Origin of the sequence: Solibacillus sp. FSL R7-0682 (assembly GCF_038005985.1) — a bacterium.
Lineage (GTDB): Bacteria > Bacillota > Bacilli > Bacillales_A > Planococcaceae > Solibacillus.
Genome location: NZ_JBBOUI010000001.1, coordinates 2,943,666 through 2,967,220 on the forward strand (window position 1 = coordinate 2,943,666; position 23,555 = coordinate 2,967,220).

Annotated in this window: 20 protein-coding genes; all 20 read right to left on the reverse strand. The window is 38.0% G+C overall.

The features are described from left to right. Position 1: 1 nt before the first annotated feature. The 20 genes from pnp to tsf all read right to left on the reverse strand — a co-directional run bounded on the left by pnp (position 2) and on the right by tsf (position 23,427). Positions 2-2,116 (reverse strand): polyribonucleotide nucleotidyltransferase, encoded by a 2,115-nt coding sequence (pnp, locus tag MKZ17_RS14945; protein ID WP_340724525.1) that lies wholly within the window; start codon positions 2,114-2,116, stop codon positions 2-4. A 345-nt stretch (positions 2,117-2,461) separates the two neighbouring features. Continuing rightward, positions 2,462-2,731: a 30S ribosomal protein S15 gene (gene rpsO, locus MKZ17_RS14950; protein ID WP_340724526.1), complete on the reverse strand. Its 270-nt coding sequence runs from the start codon at positions 2,729-2,731 to the stop codon at positions 2,462-2,464. 136 nt (positions 2,732-2,867) lie between these two features. Next, a complete protein-coding gene (gene ribF, locus MKZ17_RS14955; RefSeq protein ID WP_340724527.1) occupies positions 2,868-3,818 on the reverse strand; it encodes a riboflavin biosynthesis protein RibF in 951 nt (316 codons plus the stop codon). A 10-nt stretch (positions 3,819-3,828) separates the two neighbouring features. Beyond that, positions 3,829-4,740 (reverse strand): tRNA pseudouridine(55) synthase TruB, encoded by a 912-nt coding sequence (gene truB, locus MKZ17_RS14960; RefSeq protein WP_340724528.1) that lies wholly within the window; start codon positions 4,738-4,740, stop codon positions 3,829-3,831. A 101-nt stretch (positions 4,741-4,841) separates the two neighbouring features. Then, entirely contained in the window at positions 4,842-5,186 is a 345-nt protein-coding gene (rbfA, locus tag MKZ17_RS14965; protein ID WP_340724529.1) for a 30S ribosome-binding factor RbfA, read from the reverse strand. A 46-nt stretch (positions 5,187-5,232) separates the two neighbouring features. Further along, a complete protein-coding gene (locus tag MKZ17_RS14970; protein WP_340724530.1) occupies positions 5,233-5,511 on the reverse strand; it encodes a DUF503 domain-containing protein in 279 nt (92 codons plus the stop codon). Then, positions 5,511-7,808: a translation initiation factor IF-2 gene (infB, locus tag MKZ17_RS14975; RefSeq protein WP_340724531.1), complete on the reverse strand. Its 2,298-nt coding sequence runs from the start codon at positions 7,806-7,808 to the stop codon at positions 5,511-5,513. Before infB ends, MKZ17_RS14970 begins: the two co-directional genes overlap by 1 nt. Positions 7,809-7,822: 14 nt before the next feature. After that, positions 7,823-8,131, reverse strand: a complete 309-nt coding sequence (locus tag MKZ17_RS14980; RefSeq protein WP_340724532.1) for a YlxQ family RNA-binding protein — start codon at positions 8,129-8,131, stop codon at positions 7,823-7,825. After that, positions 8,128-8,406, reverse strand: coding sequence for an RNase P modulator RnpM (gene rnpM, locus MKZ17_RS14985; RefSeq protein WP_340724533.1), 279 nt, complete (start codon positions 8,404-8,406; stop codon positions 8,128-8,130). Before rnpM ends, MKZ17_RS14980 begins: the two co-directional genes overlap by 4 nt. Before the next feature lie 39 nt (positions 8,407-8,445). Beyond that, the gene (nusA, locus tag MKZ17_RS14990; RefSeq protein WP_340724534.1) at positions 8,446-9,573 is read right to left on the reverse strand and encodes a transcription termination factor NusA; all 1,128 of its coding nucleotides are present in this window, start codon (positions 9,571-9,573) and stop codon (positions 8,446-8,448) included. Between the two features lie 12 nt (positions 9,574-9,585). After that, positions 9,586-10,071, reverse strand: coding sequence for a ribosome maturation factor RimP (gene rimP / locus MKZ17_RS14995; protein WP_340724535.1), 486 nt, complete (start codon positions 10,069-10,071; stop codon positions 9,586-9,588). A 239-nt stretch (positions 10,072-10,310) separates the two neighbouring features. Next, positions 10,311-14,633 carry a PolC-type DNA polymerase III gene (locus MKZ17_RS15000; protein WP_340724536.1) on the reverse strand — a complete coding sequence of 1,441 codons (4,323 nt, stop codon included), beginning with the start codon at positions 14,631-14,633 and terminating at the stop codon, positions 10,311-10,313. Between the two features lie 101 nt (positions 14,634-14,734). Continuing rightward, entirely contained in the window at positions 14,735-16,441 is a 1,707-nt protein-coding gene (locus MKZ17_RS15005) for a proline--tRNA ligase (RefSeq protein WP_340724537.1), read from the reverse strand. A 134-nt stretch (positions 16,442-16,575) separates the two neighbouring features. Further along, complete coding sequence (gene rseP / locus MKZ17_RS15010) at positions 16,576-17,832, reverse strand: RIP metalloprotease RseP (RefSeq protein WP_340724538.1); 1,257 nt, start codon at positions 17,830-17,832, stop codon at positions 16,576-16,578. Between the two features lie 61 nt (positions 17,833-17,893). Then, on the reverse strand, positions 17,894-19,039 hold the full coding sequence (gene dxr / locus MKZ17_RS15015; protein WP_340724539.1) for a 1-deoxy-D-xylulose-5-phosphate reductoisomerase: 1,146 nt from the start codon (positions 19,037-19,039) through the stop codon (positions 17,894-17,896). Positions 19,040-19,093: 54 nt separating this feature from the next. Continuing rightward, positions 19,094-19,894 carry a phosphatidate cytidylyltransferase gene (locus tag MKZ17_RS15020; RefSeq protein ID WP_340724540.1) on the reverse strand — a complete coding sequence of 267 codons (801 nt, stop codon included), beginning with the start codon at positions 19,892-19,894 and terminating at the stop codon, positions 19,094-19,096. Beyond that, on the reverse strand, positions 19,891-20,685 hold the full coding sequence (locus tag MKZ17_RS15025; RefSeq protein ID WP_340724541.1) for an isoprenyl transferase: 795 nt from the start codon (positions 20,683-20,685) through the stop codon (positions 19,891-19,893). The genes MKZ17_RS15020 and MKZ17_RS15025 overlap by 4 nt, the downstream gene beginning before the upstream one ends. 280 nt (positions 20,686-20,965) lie before the next feature. Then, positions 20,966-21,523, reverse strand: coding sequence for a ribosome recycling factor (gene frr, locus MKZ17_RS15030; protein WP_340724542.1), 558 nt, complete (start codon positions 21,521-21,523; stop codon positions 20,966-20,968). Beyond that, positions 21,523-22,248 carry a UMP kinase gene (gene pyrH, locus MKZ17_RS15035; RefSeq protein ID WP_340724543.1) on the reverse strand — a complete coding sequence of 242 codons (726 nt, stop codon included), beginning with the start codon at positions 22,246-22,248 and terminating at the stop codon, positions 21,523-21,525. Before pyrH ends, frr begins: the two co-directional genes overlap by 1 nt. 294 nt (positions 22,249-22,542) lie before the next feature. Continuing rightward, positions 22,543-23,427 (reverse strand): translation elongation factor Ts, encoded by an 885-nt coding sequence (gene tsf, locus MKZ17_RS15040; RefSeq protein ID WP_340724544.1) that lies wholly within the window; start codon positions 23,425-23,427, stop codon positions 22,543-22,545. Positions 23,428-23,555 lie beyond the last annotated feature (128 nt).

Sequence of the window (23,555 nt, forward strand, 5' to 3'; positions counted from 1 at the left end):
ATTATTTGTTTTCTTCTGCGCGTTCTTTTTCTTCTTTAATGACTACTTTACGTGATAAGTTCACACGACCTTGATTGTCGATTTCGATACATTTCACCATTAGTTGATCACCAAGCTTTAATACATCTTCTACTGCTTTCGTACGTTCTTCTTGAATTTCAGAAATGTGTAGTAAGCCGTCTTTACCTGGGAAGATTTCACAGAATGCACCGAATTTTTCGATACGTTTAACAGTCGACATGTAGTACTCGCCAACTTTTGCTTCTCGTACGATTGATTCAATAATTTCACGAGCACGCTTAATCATTGTTTCATCAGAAGATGAAATGTAAATCGTACCATCTTGCTCTGTATCAATTTTCACGCCAGTTTCATCAATGATTTTGTTAATCTGTTTACCACCAGGTCCGATAACGTCACGGATTTTATCTGGATTAATTTTAATAACAGAAATTTTTGGCGCGTATTTTGATAATGATTGACGAGCTTCAGGTAATGTCGCTAACATTGAATCTAAAATGTGCATACGTCCAATTTTTGCTTGTGTTAATGCTTCTTCTAAAATATTGCGTGATAAGCCATCGATTTTAATATCCATTTGAAGAGCTGTTACACCTTTAGCTGTACCTGCTACTTTAAAGTCCATATCCCCAAGGTGATCTTCCATCCCTTGAATGTCTGTTAAAATTGAGTAATGTTCACCTTTTTTAATAAGTCCCATTGCAATACCTGCTACTGGTGCTTTTAATGGAACTCCTGCATCCATCATCGCTAATGTCGACGCACAGATTGACGCTTGTGAAGTTGACCCATTTGATTCTAAAACTTCAGATACACAACGGATTGTATATGGGAAGTCTGCTTCATCTGGAATAACTGCAAGTAGTGCACGTTCTCCTAATGCACCGTGTCCGATTTCACGGCGACCTGGACCACGGATTGGACCAGTTTCCCCTACTGAAAATTGAGGGAAGTTGTAATGGTGCATCCAACGTTTTGATTCCTCTACACCTAAACCATCAATAATTTGTACATCACCTAAAGCACCTAGTGTACAAATTGATAACGCTTGTGTTTGACCACGCGTAAATAGTGCAGAACCGTGTGTACGATCTAATAAACCAACTTCAGAAGAAAGAGGACGAATCTCGTCTAATTGACGACCATCTGGACGCACTTTATCTTCTGTAATTAAACGACGCACTTCGTCTTTCACCATTTTATCTAAAATGCCTTTAACTTGCTTCATCGTCTCATCGTCAACTTCTTGCTCTTCGTAAGTTGAGATTACACGTTCTTTTACTACAGTAATTGCTTCCTCACGAGCATGCTTTTCAACTGTTTGAATTGCAGCATTCATATCTGCTTCGCAAATTGCTTTAATATCAGCAGTTAATTGTGCATCTAACTCATAAATTACAACTGCTTGCTTTTCTTTCCCTACTGCAGCTGCAATTTCTTCTTGGAAAGCAATTAATTTTTTAATTTCTTCATGACCGAACATTATTGCTTCTAACATAACTTCTTCAGGAACTTCTAGAGCCCCTGCTTCTACCATGTTAATTGCATCCTTATTACCCGCTACAGTTAAATGAATAGTTGACTTTGTCGCTTGTTCTACTGTTGGGTTAATAACGAATTCGCCATCGATATATCCTACGTGTACACCCGCAATTGGGCCATCGAATGGAATATCAGAAATAGCTAATGCTAATGATGAACCGAACATTGCTGCTACATCAGATGGATTATTTTGATCATTTGACATAACCATTGAAATTACTTGTACTTCATTTCGGAAGCCATCTGGGAACATTGGACGGATAGGACGGTCGATTAAGCGTGAAGCTAATATAGCTGTCTCAGATGGACGGCCTTCACGTTTAATAAAGCCACCAGGAATTTTACCTGCAGCGTATAATTTTTCTTCATAGTTGACTGTTAATGGGAAGAAATCTAAAGGTTTTGGTGATTTAGACATTGTTGCAGTTGAGAGTACTGCTGTTTCTCCGTAGCGCACTAAAGCTGCACCATTTGCTTGTTTTGCTAACTGTCCTACTTCTATTACAAGTGGACGGCCAGCCCATTCATACGAAAAGACTTTTTTTTCGTTCATTAAATGAACCCCTTTCTTATTGAAACACTCTACGCATCTTATTATGTATCATAGTAAGTGTATCAAAAAAGCCATATCTATGCTAAATTTTTTCAAAAAATATTTATGTTTTCGCAAATTTAACTTCTTTCAAAGGGCGTATTTACACCCACTGAAAGAAGTTAATGCCCCCGAAGGATGTCATCACTGCGATAAACTCATTTTTGATTAAGCATCTAGCAATTTTGATATGTTTTACTAAAATTACATGTTCATCAGCATATGTTTTTGTTTATTAATATATCTTACTTGATCTCTTCTTAAACATAATAAAAAGCGGGATAAATCCCGCTTTTTATTGTCAGATTAGCGACGTAATCCAAGTTTGTTAATTAATTCACGGTAACGTGCAACGTCGTTTTCACGTAAGTATTTTAATAAGTGACGACGTTTACCTACCATTTTAAGAAGACCACGTTGAGAGTGGAAATCTTTTTTGTGAGTAGCTAAGTGAGTATTTAAAGCGTTGATTTCTGCAGTTAATACAGCGATTTGTACTTCTGGAGAACCAGTGTCGCTTTCGTGAGTACGGTACTCAGCGATAATTTCGTTTTTACGTTGTTGTGTAATTGCCATGTGAAATGACCTCCTAAAATTATAATAATCCCCTATAGCACAGCAAACGCTGGAGTTGCGGAAAGCCGAGCTAAGGTTCGTACGATGAATTCGTACTTATGAATAGTACCATAGTTCCCTTATATTTCGCAACTATTTAAGACAGTTGCTCAAAATAACGAATCGCTTGTTGCTTATCCAATTCAATTTGCTGAATAAGTGCATCTATTCCATTAAATTTACGCTCGCTTCGAATACGTTTATACCAACAGACAACGACTTCTTCCCCGTATATATTTTTATCGAAGTTTAAAATATGCACTTCGATTGATAGTCGCTTTTCGTCTGGATTTTTAAAGGTTGGCTTGTAGCCTACATTACAAACACCATTAAACACTTCATTTTGAACTAATATTTTTACTGCATACACGCCTGTTGCAGGGATGTAGCAACCTTCCATCGCTTGAACATTGGCAGTTGGGAAGCCCATCGTACGACCACGCTTATCCCCATGCACAACAATCCCTGGAACTTCAAAAGCACGCCCTAAAAGTGTACGAACTTGTTCCATCTCACCATTTTGCAAATATTTCCGAATTCGTGTCGAGCTAATTTTCTCTTCCGTATCTTGTTGTTTTTCAACAATTGTCACACCAAATTGCCCCTTTGATAAATGCTCCATCATCGTCATATTGCCTTTTCCAAATGCACCGAATGAAAAATCAAACCCAGCTGTTACATGTTTGACATTCAAATCTAAAATGAAGTATTGGATAAATTCTTCGGGAGCTAGTTTAGCAAAATCTGATGTGAAATTCACAACAAAAACAGTATCAACATTCAATTTTTCTAAAGTATCAAGCTTTTGAGCAAGAGGTGTAATATAAAATACTTTTTCATTGCGTCCACCTAATACAATCGATGGATGTGGATCAAACGTCATGACTGCACTTTTAATATTCAATTGCTGTGCTTTTTCTTTTGCCGATTCAATAACTGCTTGATGCCCTTTATGTACACCATCAAAAAAGCCTACCGCTAATGAATACGAATCTTTATTTGCTTCCTTCGATAATTGATGCGGGTATTTTAAATGAATTACGTTCATATTTTGCCTCCTAATCTAGTTCGGGAAACATTTTATCCGGCTTCATTTGTCCTTCTTTTGTCGGATGTGCGATGTAAACCGCAAATGCTCTTCCGTCTACACCATATACGATTTTATCATGCTCTTTTAATAATGCATGCATCGGTAAAACTTGTCCATTGAAAATTTGTTTTTCGATGTCTGGTGTAACTTCTACATAAGGGTAGTCGGAAAGGGCATATTCAACAGGTAATAAAAACTGTTCTTGCTTCCCTGCCTCCATTAGTTCAGCTATATCCGTTAATGTAAAACAATTGTCCTTTGTGAACGTACCAGACGCTGTGCGAACAAGCTCGTGCATATGAGCAGGATAGCCAAGCGCTTCCCCAATTTGAACAGCAAGCGTTCGGATGTATGTCCCTTTTGAACATTTGATACGAATAGAGAACGTTACTTCTTCACCTTCGAACATTTCAGCCTCATCTAATAACTGTAGCTCATAAATCGTAATTTTGCGGGTTGGACGTTCGACCGTTTGTCCTGCTCGTGCGTACTCATATAGCTTTTTCCCATTCACTTTAACAGCTGAAAACATTGGTGGTGTTTGCTCGATAGTACCTGTAAGCGATGATAACGCCTTTAAAATTTGAGCACGCGTAAATGATTTAAACGCATCATTTTTCTCTACCGTTTCCCCTTCTGCATCTTCTGTTGTTGTTGTACGACTAATTGATATTACCGCTTCATAGGTCTTACCCGCGTCAGTCAAATATTCTGCAATACGTGTTGCCTGACCAATACAAATTGGCAATACACCTTCTACACCAGGATCCAGAGTACCTGTATGCCCAACCTTTTTTGTCCTTAAAATTTTACGCAATTTAAATACGCAGTCATGACTTGTCATGCCACGCTCTTTCCATAATGGAAGAATGCCATTCATTGTTATCAAACTCCCTAAAAAAAATAGGCAGAAACATTGTTTACACAACATTCCTGCCTTCCAATTTGTATGGCTTCACAGAGAAGGTCCCGTGTGAAAACTTATTTGTCTTCGTGAAGACCACGAAGTAATGCATCAATTTTATTTCCGTATTCGATTGCTGTATCAAACTCGAAAATTAATTCTGGTGTTCGACGTAAACGAATGCGTGAACCGATTTCTGAGCGAATGAAGCCTGAAGCTTTTTCTAATGCTTTTAATGATTCATTACGCTCACGTTCGTTGCCTAAAGATGTAATATATACAGTCGCTTGTTGTAAATCCCCTGTAACTGCTACATCAGTCACAGTTACAAAACCTACACGTGGGTCTTTAATTTTGCGGCTGATAATTTCAGTAATCTCTTTTTTCATTTGCTCGCCAACACGATTAGAACGTAGAGACATAAACGTCACCTCTTTTTACTACTTAAGTTGCCACATTTCGTGGACTTTATAAATATTCTCGATAAAAATCTAACTGTTCCCATTGTGGATTGGACTGTAAAAAATGGACAGCATGCATAAGCTCACGTTCAGCTGCCTCCTTTGAAGAGGCAACAGCAACGAGCGCAAGGCGTGTACGTTGCCATACATTTTGATGGTCTATTTCCGCAACAGAAACGTTAAATTTTTGCTTTGTGCGTGTCACCATTCGTTGCAAAACAGCGCGCTTTTCCTTTAATGAGTGGGCAGCTTGAATAATGAATTCAATTTCTGCGTAAACAATCATTATTTACGTACAATCTCTTCCATTACGAAGGCTTCGATAATGTCGCCTTCTTTAATGTCGTTGTAGTTTTTAATTGTAATACCACACTCATAACCTTTTGCTACTTCTTTTGCGTCATCTTTGAAACGTTTTAATGAGTCTAACTCACCTTCGAAAATAACAACGTTTTCGCGGATAATACGAACACCTGCGTCACGAACGATTTTACCTTCAATAACGTAAGAACCTGCGATTGTACCCACTTTAGATACTTTAATTGTTTGACGAACTTCTGCTTGACCAACGATTTTTTCTTCGTATTCTGGGTCTAACATACCTTTCATCGCTGATTCGATTTCTTCAATAACTTTGTAGATGATACGGTGTAAACGAATATCTACGCCTTCTTCATCAGCTGCACGCTTCGCATTTACATCTGGGCGTACGTTGAAACCAATTACGATTGCGTTAGACGCAGCCGCAAGTGAAATATCTGATTCAGTGATTGCACCAGCACCAGTGTGGATAATTTTAACGTTTACACCTTCTACATCAATTTTCATTAATGACGAAGCCATTGCTTCCACAGTACCTTGTACGTCAGCTTTCACGATTAAGTTTAATTCTTTTACGTCACCCTGACTCATTTGTTCAAATAAGTTATCAAGTGTTACACGTTGCTTTTCAGAACGTTGAGCTTGAATAGCAGTCATTGAACGAGACTCACCAACTTGACGAGCTGTTTTCTCATCTGCGAATACTACGAAACGGTCGCCCGCTTGTGGCACTTCGTTTAATCCAGTAATTTCAACTGGAGTTGATGGACCTGCTTCTTTAACACGACGACCAAGGTCATTTACCATTGCACGTACGCGACCATAAGCATGACCAACTACGATTGGATCACCAACACGTAATGTACCATCTTGAACTAATAATGTAGCAATTGCACCACGACCACGGTCTAGTTGTGCTTCGATTACAGACCCGATTGCTGAACGAGTTGGGTTCGCTTTTAATTCGCCAACTTCTGCTGTTAATAAAATCATTTCTAGTAATTCATTTATACCTTCACCTTTTAAAGCTGAGATTGGTACGAAAATTGTTTCCCCGCCCCAAGCTTCAGGTACTAATCCGTGCTCTGTTAATTCTTGCTGAACGCGGTCTGGGTTTGCAGATGGTTTATCCATTTTGTTAACAGCAACGATAATTGGTACTTCTGCAGCTTTTGCGTGGTTAATCGCTTCTACTGTTTGAGGCATTACACCGTCATCAGCAGCTACTACGATAATCGCAATATCTGTTACAGATGCACCGCGCGCACGCATTGTTGTGAAGGCTGCGTGTCCTGGTGTATCTAAGAATGTAATTTTTTTGTCGCCTTCAGATACTTGGTAAGCACCAATATGTTGTGTGATACCACCTGCTTCACCAGCAGTTACTTTCGTATTACGAATAGAGTCTAGTAAAGTTGTTTTACCATGGTCAACGTGCCCCATAATTGTTACAACTGCTGGACGCTCTTCTAAAGCATCTTCATCTACTTCTACAATTGTTTCATCGAAGTACGTATCTAAATCTGTTTTGTCGATACGGATTTCTTCTTCTACTTCTACACCATAGTCAGCACAGATTAATTCAATTGCATCTTTATCTAACTCTTGGTTAATTGTTGCCATAACACCAAGCATAAATAATTTTTTAATAATTTCAGATGGCTCGCGGTGTAATTTCTTCGCAAGCTCAGCTACTGTTAAGCTTTCATAGAACGTAATTTTTTCCGGTAATTCTTTTTGGACCATTGGCTGTGGAGCTGGACGGTGCGTACGACGTTTACCGCCATTAATTCCTGGCTTTCTACGTTGTTGGAATCCGCCCTTGTTGTTATTTGAGTTATTGCCGCCTTTGCGGTTATTGTTATTATTTTGAGTCATATGTCGATTTTGGTTACCTTTTTCATTCTTTTGTTTTTCGCCCTGTTGCGATTGTGTTTGCCTATTGGCATTATTCGTTTTTCTCGGTTGCTGATTAATTGAAGCAGATTGTTGACGTCCCTGCTTTTGATCATTCTGCGCATTTTTCTGCCCCTGTGACACTTTTGGTGTATCATTTGCAGCCTTGGCAGGTGATTTTTCAGGTGATTTCTTTGCTGGTTCTGCTGCTTGCTTAAAGACAGAATCAAGTTTTGAACGCGTCTCTTCATCTATTACCGCCATATGATTTTTCACAGGCAGATTTAATGATGCTAACTGCTCAATAACTTCTTTACTTGTTTTATTTACCTTTTTCGCATATTCATGAACTCTTACTTTGCTCATCTGCTCACCCCCGACTAATTTTCGTTGAGTAGACTAGACATTTTTTTAGCAAATCCGCTATCAGTAATAGCAATCGCTACACGGGCTTCCTTCCCGGTAGCATGTCCTAGATCATATCGATCTCCGAAAACATAATACTCAACGTTGTAATACGTACATTTATCTTGAATCTTTTTACTAGTATTATTTGAAGCATCCGATGCAAGTAAAATAAGCTTTGCTTTTCCACTACGGATTTCCTTGATAACTAGCTCTTCTCCAGAGATTACTTTTCGTGCACGTGCCGCTAAGCCTAATAGCTGTAGCAATGCAGGATTGGTCATAGAATCGACTCCCTACGGATTAGAGTTAGTAACTCCTCGTATACCTCATCCGGCACTTTTGCATCAAGTTGGCGATCTAAAATATTCTTTTTACGTGCGATTTCAACAGCTTCTTCTGATTTTGAAACATATGCTCCACGACCAGATTTTTTACCTGTAACGTCAACACTAACCTCGCCTTCCTTTGAACGGACAACGCGAATCATTGACTTTTTCGGTAACATCTCACCTGTTGCAACACATTTTCGTAAAGGAACTTTTTTACTAACAACCACTACGCTCACCCTCCTTGCAAAACGATTCCAAATGATGGCTTATTCTTCGTCGTCACCATATAAATCAAATGCAACTTCTTCTGTATCTTCACGCGGAACAAAAGTACTTGTTTCTGAAGGATAAATTCCTAATTCACGTGCATCTGTTTCGCTTTTAATGTCGATTTTCCAGCCAGTTAACTTTGCAGCTAAACGAGCATTTTGACCACGCTTACCAATTGCTAATGATAATTGATAATCTGGTACTACGACAGTTGTTGATTTTTCTTCTTCATTTACTTGTACATCTAATACTTTTGATGGGCTAAGTGCATTCGCTACGAATACAATCGGATCTTCTGACCATTCCACAATGTCAATTTTTTCACCGTTTAATTCGTTTACAATTGTTTGAACACGTGCACCTTTTGCTCCAACACATGAACCTACTGGATCTACTTCTTCATTATGGGCATAAACTGAAATTTTCGAACGGTCGCCTGCTTCACGTGCAATCGATTTAATCTCAACTGTACCATCATAAATTTCTGGTACTTCCATTTCAAATAGACGGCGTAATAAACCTGGATGTGTACGTGACACAATGACTTGTGGACCACGAGTAGTACGTTCAACTTTTGTAATGTACACACGTACACGAGATTGAGGTTTGTATACTTCACCTTGAATTTGCTCATTTACAGGTAGTGCAGCCTCTACTTTACCGATGCTTACATAAATATTACGAGCATCTTGACGCTCGATTAACCCTGTTACGATATCATCTTCACGGTCTACATACTCTTCATAAATTAAGCCGCGCTCAGCTTCACGTACGCGCTGAGTGACTACTTGTTTTGCCGTTTGTGCAGCAATACGCCCAAAGTTACGTGGTGTTACTTCTTCCTCAACGATATCACCAATTTCATAAGCTGCATTAATAAATTTCGCGTCTTCTAAAGCGATTTCTAAACGCTCATCTTCTACTTCTTCAACGACATCTTTACGTGAGTAGACAACCATTGAACCTGTATCTAAGTTTAAATCTACACGGACATTTTGCGCTTGGTTGAAGTTGCGTTTATATGCTGTTACTAAAGCCGCCTCAATCGCCTCAATTAATACATCTCTTGAAATACCTTTCTGCTCTTCAAGGGCAGTTAGGGCATCTAGTAATTCACTACTCATTTTGTTTCACTCCTAAATTTGCTTATCTGAGAAATCGATGGCAAGACGCGCTTGCGCAACTTTTTCTTTTTCAATTTGTACTGTTACTTTACGTGTTTTTATGCGGAATTCGATTTCTAAATATGTTTCAGTATATGCGCGTAAATAACCATAGAATTCTTTTAAATCCTTTACTGGTTCATAAGTCTTCACATAAATATATTTGCCAATTGCTTTTTCAAAGTCCTGCTGTTTTTTTAATGGACGTTCAGCACCTGGTGAAGAAACCTCTAAGTAATAGTTTTGCTCGATAGGATCGTTTTCATCCAGTTTCTCACTTAACTTTTCACTCACTTGCGCGCATTGTAAAATATCAATACCGCCAGTAGGCGTGTCAACATAAATACGAAGGAACCAGTCGCGTCCTTCTTTAACAAACTCGATGTCAACTAATTCTAAATCAAGTTCTTCAACGATCGGTGTCACTAGCTCTTCAATGATCGACGTAACTTTACTCATCGTATCCTCCTTGCGTCACTGCTTTTATGATTAGTCTGTGTAGACATCACAATGTTAAGTACAGAGACGAGTTATTCATTGAAAAATTTGTGTAAATAGTTGTTTATAACAACAGAAAAGAGCGGGAAATCCCACTCTTTTGCTGGCGAACTATCAACAAATTATTACAATTAGCATAGCATAAAGGTTCATTGAATGCAAATTTTCCCTTAATACACTAAATAGGGTATGCTACCATCTTAAAAAAGTGACAGCTGATTAGCGTCAGGCATTCCTTCAAGGCACCCTAACTCATCCATATATTCTATTAATGTTTTAGAAACTCTTCCACGCTGTTGTAAGTCCTCTTTCGACAAGAATTCCCCATTTTTACGTGCTTCTACAATTTGCTTCGCTACGTTCGTTCCGAGCCCAGGAATGGCATCAAACGGTGGAATTAATGAATTCCCCTCAATAATAAACTCACTTGCCTGTGATTTATATAAATCAATTTTCTTAAAGTTCATACCACGCTCACACATTTCAAGTGCAATTTCCATTACCGTCAATAAACTCTTCTCTTTCGGTGCTGCATCTAGGCCCTTCATATTAATTTCGTCGATTTTTTTACGAATCATCACGGAGCCTTGTGTCATCGAGATTAAATCAAAGTCTGATGCACGTACAGTAAAATATGCTGCGTAATAAAGAATTGGGTGATGTACTTTAAACCACGCAATACGTACCGCCATTAATACGTAAGCAGCTGCATGGGCTTTCGGGAACATGTACTTAATCTTTTTACATGAATCGATATACCATTCTGGTACTTTTTTATCGCGCATTTCTGCTTCCATCTCATCAGATAAGCCTTTCCCTTTACGTACGGACTCCATAATTTTAAACGCAAAGGATGGTTCTAAATCTTGATAAATTAAATACACCATAATATCATCACGACAGCCAATTACTTCTTTTAACACACAAGTACCATCTTTAATGAGGTCTGCTGCGTTTCCTAACCATACGTCCGTACCATGAGAAAGCCCGGAAATTTGTACGAGTTCACTAAATGTCGTAGGTTTTGTTTCTTCTAGCATTTGGCGAACGAATTTCGTACCAAACTCTGGTATTCCGAGTGTCCCTGTTTTTGCTCCAATTTGCTTTTCCGTAACACCTAGAGATTCAGTGGAACTAAAAATTTTCATCACAATAGGATCATCAGTTGGAATTGTTTTAGGGTCAATCCCAGATAAATCTTGTAACATACGAATTACGGTCGGGTCATCGTGCCCAAGAATATCGAGTTTCAAAATATTATCATGAATCGAATGGAAGTCAAAGTGTGTCGTTTTCCATTCTGAATCCTGCGCATCTGCCGGGAATTGTACGGGCGAGAAATCGTAAATGTCCATATAATCTGGTACTACAATTATTCCCCCTGGGTGCTGACCAGTTGTACGTTTCACACCTGTACAGCCTTGTACAAGACGATCAACTTCTGCGTTACGATACGTGATGCCGTTATCACTACCATAGCCCTTTACATACCCATAGGCTGTTTTTTCTGCTACTGTACCGATTGTTCCTGCACGAAAGACATAGTCTTCACCGAACAGTACTTTTGTATAGTTATGTGCCTGTGGCTGGTATTCACCAGAGAAGTTTAAGTCAATATCAGGTACTTTATCTCCCTTGAACCCAAGGAAAGTTTCGAACGGGATATCCTGACCATCCTTTTTATATTGCTCCCCACATTGCGGGCATTCCTTATTTGGTAAATCGTAACCTGATGCAACAGAACCGTCCGCTATAAACTCTGAATGCTTACAGCTTGGGCACACATAATGCGGTGGCAATGGATTCACTTCGGTAATCTCCATAAATGTCGCAACTAGTGACGATCCTACCGAACCACGTGAACCTACTAAATAGCCGTCAGATAATGATTTTTTTACGAGCTTCGCTGAGATTAAATAAATTACCCCGAAACCATGTCCTAAAATTGATTTTAACTCTTTATCAATACGGGCTTGAACGATTTCTGGCAAGTTTTCACCATAAATACGATGCGCCATTTCATACGTTAAACTTGTTACCTCATCATCGGAGCCTTCGATTTTCGGTGTATATAAATCATCTTTAATCGGTTTAACATCCCCGATTCGATCTGCTACAAGTTGTGTATTAGTAACGACGATTTCCTTTGCTAAATCAGGACCTAAAAAGTCAAATTCTTTCAGCATCTCATCTGTCGTACGGAAATGCACCTGCGGTAATTTATGTCGATTTAATGGATTTGCACCACCCATTGAACCAATTAAAATTTGGCGGAATTTCGCATCCGTTTCATGTAAATAATGTACATTACCTGTTGCAACAACTGGTAAATTTAATTTTTTCCCTAGCTTTACAATACGACGAATAATATCCTCTAAAGCCCATTCATCATGCACCGTACCACCATCAACAAGCTGTGAATAGACTGGCTTAGGCATTACTTCTAAATAATCATAAAACTTCGCAATTCGCTCTGCTTCCTCGGGTGTTTTATTCATCATTGTTTCAAATAGTTCCCCATTCGAACATCCCGAACCGACAATTAAACCTTGACGTAACTTTTGTAAATCTGAACGGCGAATACGTGGTACACGATAAAATGTTTGCGTATGGGAAATTGAAATAAGCTTAAACAAATTTTTTAAACCTGCATCATCGACAGCTAATATTGTACAGTGACTTGGTCGTGCCTGCTTATAACCTTCTTCGCCACCTACATGGTCATTAAACTCGATTAAATTTTGAATACCTAAATCATTTGCTTGCTTTAACAAATGTAAAAATAGCTCTCCCGTTGCTTCTGTATCATAAATCGCACGGTGATGTTGGGTTAATTCAATATTATATTTTTTCGTTAAAGTTTTTAAGCTATGTGATTTTTGCCCAGGGTTTACTAGGCGGGAAAGCTCCACTGTATCGATACCTGGATGACGTACATCGATACCGGCATTTTGATAAGCCACATATAGGAAGCCTAAGTCAAATGCAGCATTGTGTGCTACAACGATTGCATCGCCAATGAAATCATGGAACTCACTAATTACTTGATTAAGCTCAGGTGCATTCACTAACATATCATCGGTAATATGCGTTAACTCAATAATTTTCGCAGTTAGCTTGCGGTGTGGATTTGAAAAACGCTCAAATGTATCAATAACTTGCCCGTTTTTTATTTTTACTGCCGCTAGCTCAATAATTGTGTCATAGACATTAGAAAAGCCCGTTGTCTCAACGTCAAATACGACATAAGTAGCATCTTCTAACGCGACCTCTCTCGGATCATAAACGATTGGCTTGCCATCATCTACTAAATTTGCCTCAACACCGTAAATTACTTTAATGCCGTTTTTCTTCCCTGCTGAATAAGCCTCAGGAAAAGCTTGAACAACAGCATGATCAGTAATTGCAATTGCAGGATGTCCCCATTTAGCTGCTTGTGCTACTAACTTATCTACAGGAGTCATCGCATCCATTTGACTCATTGGAGTATGAAGATGTAGCTCGACACGTTTTTCTCCTTCAGGTGCTGTATCTTTTCGTGGTTCTTTTTTAATCTCATTAATATCTTTTGCCATCATGACTAAATCACGTGCAAATGTATCCATTTGAATTGAACCACGAATTCGCACCCACATGCCTTTACTTATTTGATTCATTTTGGCGACGTCCTCGTCACCATTCGAGAACATTTTCACAAGTAAAGAGTCGGTATAATCCGAAATTTTAATTTCAAGTAAGGAACGCCCACTCCGTAATTCCTTTATATCCGCTGCAAAAATAAAGCCTTCAATAATAATGGAACGCTCTTCTTCTAAAATAGAACGAATTTCCACTGACTCTGCATTTTTAATAAACGAACCAATTTGAAACGGCCCTTCATTTTGCACGGCACTTGGATTATCAGCTTTTTCCTTCTCACGTATCGCAAAATCTGCCATCGCTTGTTTAGATAGACGTTCTTCTTCTTCTTGTCGTTGTTGATAAAACGCTTCTTGCTGTGCAATAAATTCATCAGATTGTTCCACTAATTGAAACTCTAACGGAATATTTGGGAAACCAAACGTTGAATAAGAATCTGCAATTTTATCTGTATATTTTGCCTTTAATGATAAATATTCTACTTCAAGCATCGATGTAACAATTAACTTATGCCCTGTCCATTTTGGCGTTTGCTTCATTAAATTTTGACGTAATAGCGGGGATACATCTGCAATTTGTTCTATCACCACTTGCCAGTAGTCGATTAAGTGCTGCTCTGTAACGACCGGATTATTTGATTGTACAGTTAATGAAACATTAGCAATATGGGCAAATTTCTCTGCCATACGTGCCCGTAATAGTTGATACACTTGATACGGTAATATATTTTCTATCGTAATTTTAAAATGCCAAACACGCTTCTTTTTATGCACTGTTACTCGTTCTAATACGCCATTTTCAAAGAAGGACATATAGACATTATCCGTTAATTCAAGTTGCTGTAATAATAATAAAAACTTCTGTCTTCCTTCCTGATTTGACAAGTTTGTCACCCTTTCATGTCGAAGAAGTTCGACGATAACTATGAGAGGGTACCTATAAGTCCAAAACTTAGTAGGTACCCTCCCTTTTTATTTCGTAATCATTAGTTTTGGCGGAAGTATTCGTTTAAACGGTCTACTACTTCTTCTTTCGCCCATTCAGCTGATTCGCCAGTTGCGCGGAATTTCACTTCCACCAACCCTTCAGATGCTTTTTTACCTACCGTAATACGTACTGGTAATCCAATTAAATCTGCATCTGCAAATTTAACTCCTGCACGCTCTGCACGGTCATCATAGAGCACGTCATAGCGGTATGATTTTAAAACACCATAAAGCTCATCTGCTAATTGAACTTGTGCTTCATCTTTCGTATTTACAGGTACTAAGTGTAAATCATATGGAGCTAGTTGAGCTGGCCATACAAAGCCATTTTCATCTTGGAATTGTTCTGCAACTGCTGCAAGTAATCGAGAAACCCCGATACCATAGCAACCCATAATAAATGGCTGCGCTTTCCCTTGTTCATCTAAGAAGGTTGCATTCATTTTTGCTGAATAAGTTGTACCTAATTTGAAAATATGACCAACTTCAATACCTTCAGCAAATTTGATAACACCTTGTCCATCTGGAGATGGGTCTCCTACTTGGATGAAGCGAATATCCTCATAAGAGCTAATCGCAAAATCACGCTCAGGGTTCACATTTAATAAGTGGAAGCCATCTTCGTTTGCGCCTGCTACACCATTGCGAATTGATTTGATCGCATTATCAGCAATTACTTTTACGTTTACTGGTAGTTTCACTGGACCTATTGAACCTGGTGTACAACCTAATAGTTCTTTAATTGCAACATCATCTGCTAATTCAACAGATGTTGCGCCTAATGCATTTTTTAACTTAATGTCATTAATTTCATGGTCACCACGTGCTAAAACAACTACAAGTTCTTCATCTATGTTGAACACTAATGTTTTAATAACATTCGAACTTTCAACGTTTAAAAATGCTGATACTTCTTCAATTGTCTTTTGATCTGGTGTTGCTACTTTTTCTATGTCTTTCAATGGTGTATCTGGTGTAGTGTATTCTACAACTACTTCAGCCATTTCAATGTTTGCTGCGTAATCAGACGAATCAGAATAAGCAATTGTGTCTTCACCGATTTCAGACAATACCATGAATTCATGCGTACCTTTACCACCGATTGAACCAGCGTCAGCAATTACTGCACGGAAGTTTAATCCAAGACGTGAGAAAATATTTGAGTACGCGCGGTACATATCTTCGTATGTCGCATCCAATGATTCACGAGAAGCATGGAAAGAATACGCATCTTTCATAATAAATTCACGACCACGTAAAAGTCCGAAACGCGGGCGTTTTTCGTCACGGAATTTTGCTTGAATTTGATATAAAGTTAATGGTAACTTTTTGTACGATTTGATTTCATCACGTACTAGAGTTGTAATCACTTCTTCATGGGTAGCACCTAAAGCGAAATCACGATCATGACGATCCTTTAAACGCATTAATTCTGGGCCGTAAGCTTCCCAACGACCCGATTCTTGCCATAGCTCTGCTGCTTGCATTGCTGGCATTAATAACTCGATAGAATTAATTGCTTCCATTTCTTCACGCACGATTTGCTCGATTTTCGCTAATACGCGTTTTGCTAATGGTAAATATGAATATATGCCTGAAGCATTTTGACGGATAAATCCTGCACGTAATAGAACGCGATGTGATTTTACGTCAGCATCAGCCGGATTTTCCCTTAATGTTGGGATAAAAGTTAAACTTTGTTTCATAAGTAGGGCCACCTTTATTTTTAAAATCGTATAGTTAAGTCTACTTCTTCTATACTAATCAAATTTAGCTTTGAACGCTAGTATAAATCATACAAAACGCTCAAAGCTGTCAATTAAAAGTATTTTTAGTTTAGTTAAAAGAAGAACCTTTGAATGTCGTTCCATGTAACAACAACCATTAAAATCATCAGAAGAACAATCCCAACAAAATGGACCATCCCTTCCTTGTGACGATCTATCGGTTTTCCTCTCACTGCTTCAAATGCAAAGAATAATAATCGTCCACCATCTAATGCTGGTAACGGAAGTAAATTCATAATTCCTAAGTTAATGCTTAGCATTGCTGCCCAGTATAAAACATTAATGAAACCATACGTAACTACAGTCTCTGTCGCTTTGTAAATTCCTACTGGTCCAGAAAGTGCATCAATTGAAAATTGGCCGGTAACTAACTTTCCAACTAATGTAGCAATTAAAACCATTCCGTTATATGTTTGCTCTGCACCATACACAATTGCTTTTAGTGGATTGGTTTCCATCGAACGCATAACACCAATTTGACCATAAGTTACTCCGTCATTCTGTTTTACTTTATTTGGTGTTACTTCAACAGTTGCAATCTCATTCCCACGTTCAACTTCAAATACGATGGGCTTACCAGGACTTAATTGAATTTTTTCTGAAAGTTGCTCCCAATTTGTAATTACTTGATTATCAACTTTCACAACTTTATCGCCAGCTTGAAGACCTGCAACATTTGCAGGAGAATTGTCTTCCACCTTTGAAATAATCGGATCATCCAAAGGAATTCCTTGGACTAAGCCCATAATAACAAAAATAAAGAATGCTAAAATAAAGTTAAACAATGGTCCTGCGAAAATTGCCATTGCTCGTGCGCCAACTGATTTTGAATTGAATTGACGATCATATGGTGCTAAAACTGTTTCTGTTCCATTTTCAACAATTGTAGCTGTACGCGATACATCAAATCGCACAAGCTTGTCTTCCTCATCGTATCCTTCTATCCAAAGGCCTTTTTCTAAATCCGCGCTTTCTACTTCTAAAAATATCACATTTTGGTATTGATTTTTTTGATTTAAAACGATTTTTTCAACAATATTATCTTCATTTGTGACTAACGCTACTCGATATCCTGGTTGTAATTCTACTGAATCAGTATCCTCACCAGCCATACGAACGTAACCACCGATCGGTAAAAGACGTAACGTATAAATGGTTTCACCTTTCGTCATACCAAAGATCTTTGGCCCCATACCAATTGCAAATTCTCGCACCATAATCCCTGCGCGTTTTGCAAAAATAAAGTGACCTAGCTCATGGAAAAATACTAGTAAACCAAAGATTGCGATAAAGGCAATAACTGTTTGCATAATCTCCCACCTTCACTGAGTAAACTAAGCGTTAAGATTACTCACTTTCTCTCATACTTCACTATTTTACCATGCTTGCAACAGTTTTTCTTGTTTCACTATCTACATGTAAGATTGTTTGCAAATCTGGCAATAATATATTGTTATGCTTATTCATTATACGTTCGATACATTCTTCAATTTGTAAGAAAGTAATTTTTTCTTGTAAAAATAATGCTACTGCGGCTTCATTCGCTGCATTCATTGCAGTTAAAATTGTACCACCCATTCGTCCTGCATCATATGCAAGCTTTAATGCACGAAAACGGTCAAAATCAACTTCTTTAAAATGAAGTTGTCCAATTTGTGCTAAATTTAAACGCTGTCCATTTTGTAATGGCAAACGATCTGGATAACTTAACGCATATTGAATTGGCACACGCATATCTGGCGTACCTAGCTGTGCAATAACGCTTGTATCCTCATACTCAACCATTGAATGAATGATACTCTCACGATGTAGTAATACGTCGATATTGTCGTAAGGCATGTCGAATAATACATGTGCTTCAATTACTTCCAACCCTTTATTCATCATCGTTGCAGAATCGATTGTAATTTTAGCACCCATTGACCAGTTTGGATGATTCAGTGCATCTTTCACCGTAACTCCCTGTAATTCATCACGAGTTTTATCGCGGAATGAACCACCCGACGCGGTTAAAATTAGACGCTCAATACGCTTTTTGTTTTCACCATTCATCGATTGGAACAATGCGGAATGTTCACTATCAACTGGTAAAATGTTAACGTTGTACTTTTTCGCCTCCGCCATTACGAGATGACCTGCAGTTACGAGCGTTTCTTTATTTGCAATCGCAATCGTTTTTCCCATGCGGATCGCTGCTAGTGTCGATTCTAGTCCAACACTGCCTAATACTGCATTGACTAATACCGTAGAATCAGGATGGGTAGCAACATCGACTAAACCCTTCGCTCCATATGTAAAGGAAATATGCGGATAGTCCTTTTGCAGAGCTAGCGCTGCTTCCTCTGTTTGCATTGATACAAGCTCTGGCTGTAATTTCTCAATCATTTCACGAGATTTTTCGATGTTTTGTCCAGCCGAAAAAGCAACAAGCTTAAATTGTTCTGGATGTGCGCATAAAATATCAAAAGTTTGCCATCCAATTGACCCTGTTGCACCTAATAAACTAATTTTCTTCACAACGATACTTCCCCTCTTAAAATCCATGTAGGTTTCATTGAAATCATGCTATTCTTATCCACCAAAGAAATGTAAAAAATGCAGTAACGGGACTACAAATAATAAACTATCAAAGCGATCTAAAATCCCACCATGTCCCGGTAAAATATTACCTGAGTCTTTTACACCATAGTGGCGTTTAATTGCAGATTCTACTAAGTCACCCATTTGGCCAACAATCGAAGCAAAAATCGTCACAAAAATTAATTGCAGATAGCTTGAAGCAAACGGATAAATAAGCTGCATCACAATCGCAAAGAATACTGCAATTACAATCCCACCAACAAAGCCTTCCACCGTTTTTTTCGGTGAAATCTCTGGCCATAATTTATTTTTTCCGAGTTTACGACCAACAAAATAAGCACCTGAATCCGTTGTCCATACAACCAATAGTACAAAAACAACAAACTCCAAGCCGATAAATCTTGTTTCGATGAAATAATGGAAGCCAAGTCCAACATAAAGAGCACCTAATAAAATAAACCCGACTTCGTCAAATGTCATTTTGTTTTTTACAAGTACAATATAAATTAATAATAATGCCGCAATTCCGTAAACAATCATTAGTTTCGATTCATATTGAAATAGCTCGAGCAATTTGTTCGACCATTCATCTGGTACGACCAATATTAATAAAGCCAGCGTTCCTAACACACCTGGAAACGAGGTTATTGAAATGCCCTTCATTTTGAGAATTTCATAAAATCCAATAACCGCAAGCGCACTAATCATTAATGCGAATGGGGCGCCTCCATAAATGACAAACGGAATAAATAATGCCGCAGCTATTACTCCTGTAATAATGCGTTGTTTCAATTTGTTCCTTCTCCTTTCAGCCCTCCATAACGACGGTTACGGTTTTGATACACAGCGATAGCCTCTTTTAAACATGCTTCATCAAAATCCGGCCAATGTGTATCTGTAAATATAAATTCCGTATAAGCGAGCTGCCATAACATGAAATTACTAATACGTACTTCACCACTTGTTCGAATTAACAAATCTGGTTCTGGTAAATGAGCCGTCATTAATCGATTCGTAATTTGTTGTTCATCAATTTCTTCAATTGAAAGCTTTCCTGCTTCAACTTCCTTCATCAATTGCTGCATTGCCATAGCAATTTCTGCACGACCACCGTAATTCATTGCAAAATTTAAAATTAACCCTGTGTTGTTTTTTGTCATATCCATTGCTTTTTTTAATGCTATTTGCGTATATTCAGGTAATGACCCCATTACACCAATCATTTCAATTTTAATATTTCGCTCCATTAACTCCGGTAAAAAAGAATTTAAAAATTGTTCAGGTAAACGCATTAAAAACTCTACTTCTGATTTAGGACGCTTCCAATTTTCTGTTGAAAATGCATAGAGCGTTAAAACCTTCACCCCTAAATCACAAGCACATCGTGTAATTTTTCGAACGGTCTTCATACCTTCATGATGTCCAGCTACACGTGGCATAGAACGTCGCTTTGCCCAACGTCCATTTCCGTCCATAATAATGGCAATATGGGTAGGGATATCTTCACCATTAACTAAGTTTTCACTTTCGTTAATAGATTGCTCTTGCTTATTCGTATTTTTTCTTAAAAGTTTTTTAAACATAGCTTATTCCCCCAACTGCACAAATCGGACTATTTATTAATTCATCATATCAAAAAAGGATTTAGATGTCCTTGATTTATTCATGAACTTCTCTATACATCATTAGTCTACTCATTTATATTTTATGTATTTCATTTGGTAAAAATTTATTATTTCTACTAATAAAAAAAACGTCCTTACAAGTAGGACGTCTTTATCCATTTAAAGTTCACTTACAAGTAGAAAAAGATTTTACGCTATAGTTGGTTGTATAGCGTAAAATCATTCATTATATAAGAAATTAAACTGTTAAAATTTCTTTTTCTTTTTCTTTTACTAAGTCATCTACTTTAGCAATTGAACTATCTGTTAATTTTTGGATATCTTCACCGAAGCTACGTAAATCGTCTTCTGTAATTTCACCATTTTTTTCTAACTTTTTAAGGTCATCGTTTGCATCACGACGCACATTACGAATTGCAACTTTTGCATCTTCTGCTTCTTTTTTCACTTGTTTCACTAAGTCTTTACGACGCTCTTCTGTTAAAGCTGGAATCGCTAAACGGATGACATTCCCATCATTCGTTGGTGTAATACCGATATCTGATCTCATTATTGCTTTTTCGATTTCGCCTAAAATCGACTTATCATACGGTGTAATAACTAATAGACGAGCTTCTGGTACTGACACACCCGCCATTTGGTTAATCGGTGTTGGTGCACCATAGTAATCAACTGTAATTCGGTCTAAAAGTGAAGCATTTGCTACACCTGCACGAATTGATGCTAATTCACGTGAGAAGGCACCAATCGATTTCGTCATTTTTTCTTGTGCTTGATCTAATACTTGTTTCGTCATTATGCATCTCTCCTAACAACTGTTCCAATTTTTTCGCCCATAACGGCACGTTTAATGTTACCAGCCTCTGATAAATTGAAGACAACTAGCTTAATGTCATTGTCCATACATAATGTTGAAGCTGTTGAATCCATTACTTGTAATCCTTGTTGAATAACGTCTAAATACGTAAGTGTGTCATACTTCACAGCTGTCGCATCTAGTTTAGGGTCAGCAGAATAGACACCATCAACATTGTTTTTCGCCATTAAAATTGCGTCTGCATTAATTTCTGCTGCACGTAATGCTGCAGTTGTATCTGTTGAGAAGTAAGGGTTACCTGTACCAGCTGCAAAAATTACAACTCGCGCTTTTTCTAAGTGACGTACTGCTTTACGACGAATATAAGGCTCTGCTACTTGCGTCATAACAATTGATGATTGAACACGTGTTGGAACACCTAAGTTTTCTAGTGAATCTTGTAATGCTAAAGCATTCATAACTGTTCCTAACATACCCATATAATCCGCATTGGCACGTTCCATTCCCATTTCAGCGCCAATTTTCCCACGCCAAATGTTACCGCCACCTACTACTAAAGCGACTTCTACGCCTAAATCAATTACTTCTTTAATTTCGCCTGCAATCGACTTAATCACTTCTGGTGAGAAACCAAAGCCTAAATCTCCGGCTAATGCTTCTCCGCTTAGTTTAATTACTACGCGCTTGTATTTTGACACACTCATAGTAAACCTCCGTTACTCATTTATTTAAAAGGAAATACTATACATCATTCCTTGTATGTATACCATTTCACTAGAATATAATCACACTTCTCTTCGGTTCTTTAAAGTTTACCGAAAGAAATAATGCACTTTTGTAAAGAGCATTTTGATTTTTGTTTCTTACATTAGATTGTGTAAGAGCATGTTCAAATTGCGGAGATTTTAGTCTTCTTTATTATCTCCTAAAAATAGGGAACACGCAAATGGTGCTCCCTACTGTTTCACCTAAATGATAATCATTTAAGTCGTTTTTAATTAGTTACCTTTAACTTGGCTCATTACTTCTTCAGCGAAGTTGTCTTCACGTTTTTCGATACCTTCACCAACAGCGTAACGAGAGAAGCCAGAAACTTGTCCACCAGTAGAAGCTACAAAATCACGTACTTTTTGATCTGGGTTTTTAACGAAAGTTTGGTCTAATAAGCAAACGTCCTCGAAGTATTTACCAAGACGACCTTCAACCATTTTCGCAACGATGTTTTCTGGTTTACCTTCGTTTAATGCTTGCTCTGTTAATACTTTACGCTCGCGTTCTACTTCATCAGCAGAAACTTCGTCACGAGAAACGTAAGTTGGGTTGATAGCAGCAATGTGCATCGCTACATCTTTAGCAGCTGCAGCGTCAGTAGAACCTTCAAGAACTACTAATACACCGATACGGCCACCCATGTGTAAGTATGAACCGAATGCATCTGCATCTGATTTTGTTTTAATTTCAAAACGACGTAAAGAGATTTTTTCGCCGATTGTAGCTGTAGCTGTAGAAATTTGATCAACAATTTTCACGCCATCTTTTTCTAATTCTAATGCTGCTTCTACTGATTCTGGTTTACCAGCTAGTAATTGCTCAGCTAATGAAGAAACTAGAACTTGGAATTTTTCGTTTTTCGCTACGAAGTCAGTTTCAGCGTTTACTTCTAAAAGGATTGCTTCGTTACCGCTTTCTAAAATGTAAGTAGTACCTTCAGCAGCGATACGGTCAGCTTTTTTACCAGCAGCAGCTAAACCTTTTTCACGTAAGAAATCGATTGCTGCATCTAAGTCACCGTTTGTTTCAACTAATGCTTTTTTGCAGTCCATCATACCTGCGCCTGTTTTTTCACGTAATTCTTTTACTAATTGTGCAGAAATGTTTGCCATGTTGAGTGTCCTCCTCAAAATATATAAAAAATTTAATTTACTCTTCATACTTTAAGTGAAAAAGTGTGACATTTCAATCATTCACGATAATCACTAAAGTTTTCTCAAAAAAAGGTGATAAGGGTTTC

What these genes read in the sequence shown, in the direction of transcription:
- pnp (WP_340724525.1), bottom strand. Translation starts at nt 2,116, where the DNA reads ATGAACGAAAAAAAAGTCTTTTCGTATGAATGGGCTGGCCGTCCACTT.
- rpsO (WP_340724526.1), bottom strand. Translation starts at nt 2,731, where the DNA reads ATGGCAATTACACAACAACGTAAAAACGAAATTATCGCTGAGTACCGT.
- ribF (WP_340724527.1), bottom strand. Translation starts at nt 3,818, where the DNA reads ATGAACGTAATTCATTTAAAATACCCGCATCAATTATCGAAGGAAGCA.
- truB (WP_340724528.1), bottom strand. Translation starts at nt 4,740, where the DNA reads ATGAATGGCATTCTTCCATTATGGAAAGAGCGTGGCATGACAAGTCAT.
- rbfA (WP_340724529.1), bottom strand. Translation starts at nt 5,186, where the DNA reads ATGTCTCTACGTTCTAATCGTGTTGGCGAGCAAATGAAAAAAGAGATT.
- MKZ17_RS14970 (WP_340724530.1), bottom strand. Translation starts at nt 5,511, where the DNA reads ATGATTGTTTACGCAGAAATTGAATTCATTATTCAAGCTGCCCACTCA.
- infB (WP_340724531.1), bottom strand. Translation starts at nt 7,808, where the DNA reads ATGAGCAAAGTAAGAGTTCATGAATATGCGAAAAAGGTAAATAAAACA.
- MKZ17_RS14980 (WP_340724532.1), bottom strand. Translation starts at nt 8,131, where the DNA reads ATGACCAATCCTGCATTGCTACAGCTATTAGGCTTAGCGGCACGTGCA.
- nusA (WP_340724534.1), bottom strand. Translation starts at nt 9,573, where the DNA reads ATGAGTAGTGAATTACTAGATGCCCTAACTGCCCTTGAAGAGCAGAAA.
- rimP (WP_340724535.1), bottom strand. Translation starts at nt 10,071, where the DNA reads ATGAGTAAAGTTACGTCGATCATTGAAGAGCTAGTGACACCGATCGTT.
- MKZ17_RS15005 (WP_340724537.1), bottom strand. Translation starts at nt 16,441, where the DNA reads ATGAAACAAAGTTTAACTTTTATCCCAACATTAAGGGAAAATCCGGCT.
- rseP (WP_340724538.1), bottom strand. Translation starts at nt 17,832, where the DNA reads ATGCAAACAGTTATTGCCTTTATCGCAATCTTTGGTTTACTAGTATTT.
- MKZ17_RS15025 (WP_340724541.1), bottom strand. Translation starts at nt 20,685, where the DNA reads ATGTTTAAAAAACTTTTAAGAAAAAATACGAATAAGCAAGAGCAATCT.
- frr (WP_340724542.1), bottom strand. Translation starts at nt 21,523, where the DNA reads ATGACGAAACAAGTATTAGATCAAGCACAAGAAAAAATGACGAAATCG.
- pyrH (WP_340724543.1), bottom strand. Translation starts at nt 22,248, where the DNA reads ATGAGTGTGTCAAAATACAAGCGCGTAGTAATTAAACTAAGCGGAGAA.
- tsf (WP_340724544.1), bottom strand. Translation starts at nt 23,427, where the DNA reads ATGGCAAACATTTCTGCACAATTAGTAAAAGAATTACGTGAAAAAACA.